Consider the following 5,907-nt stretch of genomic DNA (forward strand, 5'->3'; position numbering starts at 1 on the left):
ACGGCACCTCGCCCTTACGGGCGACCGCGACCACGTCACGACGGAACTCCGGCGGAAACGCTTTCGGCATGACAGACATCCTTCCAGCGAGGAACGCATCCTCACAAATCAGGAGTCAAGCAAACCGGGGGCAGTCCCGACGGCCCATCGTTCAGGTCAGCGTTCGCAGTGGGTCAAGCAGCGATGGGTCCACTGCTACCTGCCGGTCTGGTCGGAACCGGAGCGGATCCGACACTCGGTGAGTGCCTGATCTCCACCCTCATCCGACAGGCCAGCAAAGTGAATGGTGAACATGCGGACGAAGCATCTGTCCGCATTCGAGAAAGCCAACGGCAGCGGCGGGTCACTCCGTGGCCCACCCCGCCTGTGGTTGCTATACAACGAGGGACCCGGGAGCAGGTCTACGCTGCTCGATACCGACGGTCGAACTCTTGAGGAGGCTTCGCCATGGGGCAGACCCCGCGGAAACTCGAGCCGGCCGCGTCCGAGCGCCACTTTTTCGGCTTTGAGCTGCGGCGTCTGCGGGAACAGGCGAGTCTCTCCCAGGCGCGGTTGGGTGCCTTGATCCGCTTCAGCCCCGATCTCGTGCGACGGGTGGAGACAGCTGATCGGTTTCCATCTCTTCAGTTCGTGCAAGCCTGCGACGAAGCGCTGTCAGCGGACGGTGCCCTGATGCGGCTGCTGCCCCTACTGGAGACGAGGCGGAGCCTCGAGCGCAGTACACCGGCCAACCCGCCCACGGTCGTTCCGGTGCCCCTGGCCACTTCCTCGCTTGCTGCACCGAACAAAACGAACCAACACAGTGACCTGGTCAAGCGAGTCCCCTTCCAACCAGGGGTACTCGACAGTGCAGCGCTTGACTGGCTCAACGCCTCCCGAAGCGGGGACAGCCCCCCGAGTCGATTCAGGGCCGCAAACCGGGTCACCGAGGACGAGCTCGCAGCGGCGGAGAACACACTTACTGTCTTCCGACAGATGGATCACACTCATGGTGCTGGCCGCATCCACGCACAGGTGCAGCAGTACATCGAAGGTGAACTCAACCGGCTGCTAGCAGGTGTACCTGCTTCCGAGCCGATCGACCGCCATCTGAAGACGCTTGCGGCGGGGTTCTTCGAACTCTGTGGCTACCAAGCGGTCGACACGGGCGCGTACGGTCTTGCGCAACGCCGCTACCTGCGCGCCCTACGGTTGGCCCAGACCGCCGGCGACCGTTGCTACGGCGGCTACCTTCTTGCTGTCAACATCGGTCACCTGGCGCTGCACTGCAATCATCCCGAGGTGAGCCTGCGAATGGCCATCGCCGCACTGACCGGGTGTGAGAGCCAGGCGACCCCGGCCACGCGAGCGGCGCTGCATGCCGTAGTCGCCCGCGCCCATGCCCGCCTGGGACATGAGGCAGACGCTGTCGCTCACCTGACGGTGGCCGAGAAGCAGCTCACTCGCAGCCGGCCCGAAGAGGAGCCGAGTTGGCTTCGATACTTCACCTGGGCCTACCTCGCCGACGAGTTGGCCCACTGCTTCCACGACCTTGGGCAGGCACCACAGACCCAGCGGCATCTAGACGAAGCTCTCACTTCGCTGAGTCCGTCACATGTTCGCCGACTGGCCATCGACACGGCGTTGCTGGCATCTTCGTTGGCGGCTGCCGGTCACCTCGAGGAAGCCTGTGTGGCTGCGCGGAAGGCGGTCGACCAGGCTGCCCGGACCACCTCCCACCGTTGTCTCGAACGCATCGTCGACGTTCAGGTCGACCTCGATCCTTTTCGAGGTGAGCCGGAGGTTCGCGAGCTCAGCGACTACATACGGCATCAACTGCCGTTGGCGGCCGTGTAGTCGTCGCGGTGCTGCTTGCCCTCGCCGATGACTGAGCGGTAGTGGTTCAGCTCGGCATCGAGTGCCTCCCTCGCCCTGTGGGACGTGGCGACGTAGTGGCCGACGCTGTCGAGCAGCAGCAGTCTCCCGGGCTGGTCGCGGTCCGTCAGCTGCGCGGCGAGGTTCTGGACGTCGGTCGCGGTGGCGACGGTGTCGTTGGTGCCGTGGATGAGCAGTACCGGTCGGTGGATCACCTCGGCCGGTACCCGGCCCGCCCCGCCGCGGAGACGGTGGGCGTGGGCGCGCTGGAAACGGGGCACGGTAGCCGCCCACCGGTCGGGGTCGACGATCGCCGAGACGGCTGTGGCAGCGGCGAACGGACCGTCCTGCGCCACAGCGTGGAGGGCTGTGTATCCGCCGGCGCTGGCACCACGGATGAACACCTGACCGGGGACCGCTTGTCCGGTGGCGAGGAGGTGCTCGGCCACCGCTCGGCAGTCGTGCACGTCGTCCCACCCCCACCGGCCGTACAGGGCCTGGCGGAACGGTCGGCCGTATCCGGTGCTGCCGAGATAGTCGACGTCGACGACGGCGAAGCCCCGGCTGGTGAAGAACTGGGTCTGCCAGTCCAGACGTAGCAGGCAGGAGGCGGTCGGCCCGGGATGCGCCCGGACGATCAGAGGAGCCCGCCACCCCGACGCGGCACCTGTCGGTGGATACAGCAACGCCGTCACCTGCCGGTCTTCCTCCACCTGGACCCGCAGCTCGGTCGGGGTCGACACGGCCGCGCTGATGAGGCGGTAGGGCTCTGACCGGGCGACCACCTCCACCCGCGGTTCACCTGCCCCCAGGTGGACGAGCACGACCTGCGATGCCGCCGTCGGCGACGCGGCGATCAGAGCGACTGTCTGACCGTCGACCACCACATACGGCTTTATGGAGGTGTACGGAAGCGCGACCGGTACGGCCGTTCCCACTGCGTCGATGAGGACCAGGCGGTGGCGTGGCCCCTCCTGAACCACGACCGCGATCCGCCCGTCGTCGAGGAATCCGTACGACGAGTAACCCAGCTCCCACGGCTCCGCCGCGCACTCCGCCGCCAGCGGGATCACCGCCTGGACCTCCTGGCCGTTCCAGCGGAAGAGGTTCCACCAGCCGCCACGGTCCGACACGAAGTAGAGCGCCCCGTCAGGCCCCCACCGCGGTTCGATCGCAGACTCACCCGGTCCACCCGCCACCCGTCGCCGGTCGGTCAGCCGCCCACCGGGCTCGTAGGCCGCCACCCACACCTCGCAGGCATCCCACGGCATGTCATCCACACGCCACGACGACCAGGCCAAGAAACCCGGACCGGGCTGCGGCGTACCGAAGAATCCCGCCGACGCGGCGAGCACCCGCACCTGTGGCGATTCCGCGCACTCCACCGCCACCAACTCGTCGCCCTGGTCGGTCTCCCGGACGCCCAGGACCTCGCCCGTGCCGGCAACCAACCCCCCGACCGCACCGGAGTCGACCAACTCGAGGTCGCCACCGCCGTCCCGAGGACGCCGATACAGACCACGGTCGTCGACGCACCACAACTCCCGGTTGACGACGGCGTAGCAACCGCCACCGTAGGCGTGCACGGGACTGCCGATGCGGAAGGCGGTGGGGCCAGCGTCACGTACCCCTTCAGCGGGAGTCCATCGCACCAGCATCGCTTCTCCGCCACTGTCGGGCCGAGTTTCGAGCCAGTACAAGGAGTCGCCGTAGTTGCGAAGCTGGTCGAAACTGACGGACGCGCGCACCGCATCTGCTGAGGAGATCGAGGCGGCTTTCCTCGCCGCATCCACATCCGCCTCCTCGAGCAAACCGATCGTCGGGGTGGTAGGCCCTGTGACGAGAGGAGCGCCGACATTCGCCTCGGGTCTACCACTGGAAGGTCGAAGGATCCCGTCTGCGGGCTGGCGGGAGTTGGCGTGCACGACTTCGACTCTACGCTCGCCCACCAGCGCTCCGCTCGCGGCAAGAGAGTCCCTCCTGCGGACTTCGACAGCAGCCCGCTTCGCGCTTGGCGGAATACGGACAGCTTGCACTGTCCGCATCACCGGCTCGACTGACGACCGAATCCGAGCGAAGATTTTCGTTATCGGATTCTCGTTGAGAACGGCGGCAACCGTCAGATGCTGTCTATCGGGAAAAATTCGTTCAATGAGATTGGCGACGGCGTCGGGGGGTTTAGAAATGCCTACTTGTATCCTATGGGGTTTGTCGATTGCAACCTCGATGACTGTTCGGATGCCCGCGCAGTCACGGGACTCCCGCCCACTGCGATCCTTCGAATGCAGAAGGTAATTTCATGCGATTGCGTTTTGCGACGTACAACATGCTCGATCTGACGTTGAGCGCGAACAGTGTTCAGGAGGCCGACCGGCAGCGGCGTGTTTTCGAGACGATCAAGGCGATCGACCCGGATGTGATTGCGGTGCAGGAGTTGAAGTGTGCGCCGGGTCGGGTTGATCGGTTGGTGGCCGAGTTGGGGGAGCGGACCGGTCTGACCAGTGTGGTGAGGAAGGTTGATGGTCGGGACGTGCACGCGGTGGCGGTAGGGGACAACACCGTTCATGTGGCTCTGTTGTGGCGCGACGGGCTCGTCGCCTTGCCGTCGTCGTTTCGGGCGTTCAGTCCGGCGGTGCATCACCACGGTGGGTGGCGGGGTGTGGGGTACGGGTCGCTGGTCCGCCTGGCCTTCCAGATGAGTGGTCGTCCGTTGACGTTCGCGTCGTATCACGCGCCGGCGTTCGGTCGGCATCGGCGGATTGATCAGGCCGAGGTCGCTTTGGCTGCGGTGACCGGACCGAACGCGGCGACCCTGGTCGGCTCCGACATGAACTCCGTCGGTGCCGCTCGTGTCAACGGGGACTTCTATGACCGGGATCCGTATACGGGTCAGCCGTGGTGGCCGGATCTGGTGCATCAGTGTCGGGAGGTCACGCATCCGGGGACGAGTCATCGGGCGGATCGGCGTCCGGCGGAGGTGTGGGAGGCCGGTGGTCTGCACGACGTCGTGGCCGCTGTCCGTGCTCCGTGGGCGGCGACGACGGGTCATTGGCCTACGTGTCCGTACAGCGTGCGGGGGGTCCGTCGGCGGATCGACATGATCCACGCGACCAGGACGGTGTTGCAGGCGGTGCGGGGTGTCGCGGTGGTCGACAACGAGGTGTCGAGGGCGGCGAGTGATCACCTGCCGGTGGTGGCGGAGGTCGACCTGCGGGCGTTGCCGATGGCTCGGGGTGCGGTTGCGGGCCGGTGACCCGGCTCGACGAGAGCGCCCACCGGCTGGACCGGTTCGATGCCGCTCGCCGCACGCTTCGCTCCCATCTGAACGGCCGGTCCTGTCTCGGATGCCGTGCCTCGACCTGCGAGCAACGCCGTTGGGCGGTCCGCGAGTTGTCCCACCATCGCGGCGGTCGGCTCCTGCTGGACGAACTACGAATCCCCTACCCGTGTGTTCCGAGTGAGAGAGGACCGGTGAGGTGACCCACTATCCGGCCGCTGGTGAGCGGCACGAGCCCCGACACCTGTGCTCGACGGCAATGGGGCCGCCAACCGTGGTCGGTACGGCGGCGGTGTCGCGGCTCGCCGACGATTTCTTCTTCATCTCCCACACCGACTACGGGCGGCCCCGTCTGTTCGGGTCCGCTCTCTCCCATGGCCTGGCCGCGGCGTTGCTGATCGAGCTGCACACGATCGGCCGGATCACGGTCGTCGGTGGGCGGGTGCGGGTGCGGGACACGACGGCACCGCAGGATGCCCTGCTGCATGTGGTGTTGGAGCGGCTGGCCGTCGAGCCCGGGTACAGCGTCCGGGAGTGGTTGTACTACCTGGCCGACGCCGCATACGAGCGGGTGGCCGAGCGGATGCGGTGTGCCGGGATGTTGACCACGCAGGTGCATCGCCGGTGGTGGCGTACCCACACGGTCCATCGGCCGACCGACATCAACCAGGCGGCGTGGCCGTTAGCCCGCGTGTCGCAGCACCTTCGCCACGGCCGTCGCCTGAGCGGGGCGGACGGTCCCCTCGCGGGCCTGATCCTGCACACCCAGATGGCCG

General features: G+C 66.8%; 4 protein-coding genes. 3 read left to right on the forward strand and 1 reads right to left on the reverse strand.

Going from position 1 to position 5,907, the window contains the following annotated elements:
* The first annotated feature begins 447 nt into the window (after positions 1–447).
* Positions 448–1,836, forward strand: a complete 1,389-nt coding sequence (locus ABT336_RS26540) for a helix-turn-helix domain-containing protein (RefSeq protein WP_350900200.1) — start codon at positions 448–450, stop codon at positions 1,834–1,836.
* Here ABT336_RS26540 and ABT336_RS26545 read toward each other — a convergent pair.
* On the reverse strand, positions 1,812–3,305 hold the full coding sequence (locus tag ABT336_RS26545) for a S9 family peptidase (protein ID WP_350900202.1): 1,494 nt from the start codon (positions 3,303–3,305) through the stop codon (positions 1,812–1,814). The two genes, ABT336_RS26540 and ABT336_RS26545, sit on opposite strands and share 25 nt — an antisense overlap.
* A gap of 848 nt (positions 3,306–4,153) precedes the next feature.
* Here ABT336_RS26545 and ABT336_RS26550 point away from each other — a divergent pair.
* Positions 4,154–5,107: an endonuclease/exonuclease/phosphatase family protein gene (locus ABT336_RS26550; RefSeq protein WP_350900204.1), complete on the forward strand. Its 954-nt coding sequence runs from the start codon at positions 4,154–4,156 to the stop codon at positions 5,105–5,107.
* Between the two features lie 223 nt (positions 5,108–5,330).
* Positions 5,331–5,907: GOLPH3/VPS74 family protein (locus ABT336_RS26555; protein WP_350900206.1), on the forward strand; the 577-nt coding region annotated here is incomplete at its 3' end.

It is taken from the genome of Micromonospora sp. NPDC000207, assembly GCF_040300925.1.
In the GTDB taxonomy this organism is placed as follows: domain Bacteria; phylum Actinomycetota; class Actinomycetes; order Mycobacteriales; family Micromonosporaceae; genus Micromonospora.

Bases quoted from the DNA above. Each gene is read 5' to 3' on its own strand.
- ABT336_RS26550 (WP_350900204.1), top strand. From the start codon at position 4,154: ATGCGATTGCGTTTTGCGACGTACAACATGCTCGATCTGACGTTGAGC.
- ABT336_RS26540 (WP_350900200.1), top strand. From the start codon at position 448: ATGGGGCAGACCCCGCGGAAACTCGAGCCGGCCGCGTCCGAGCGCCAC.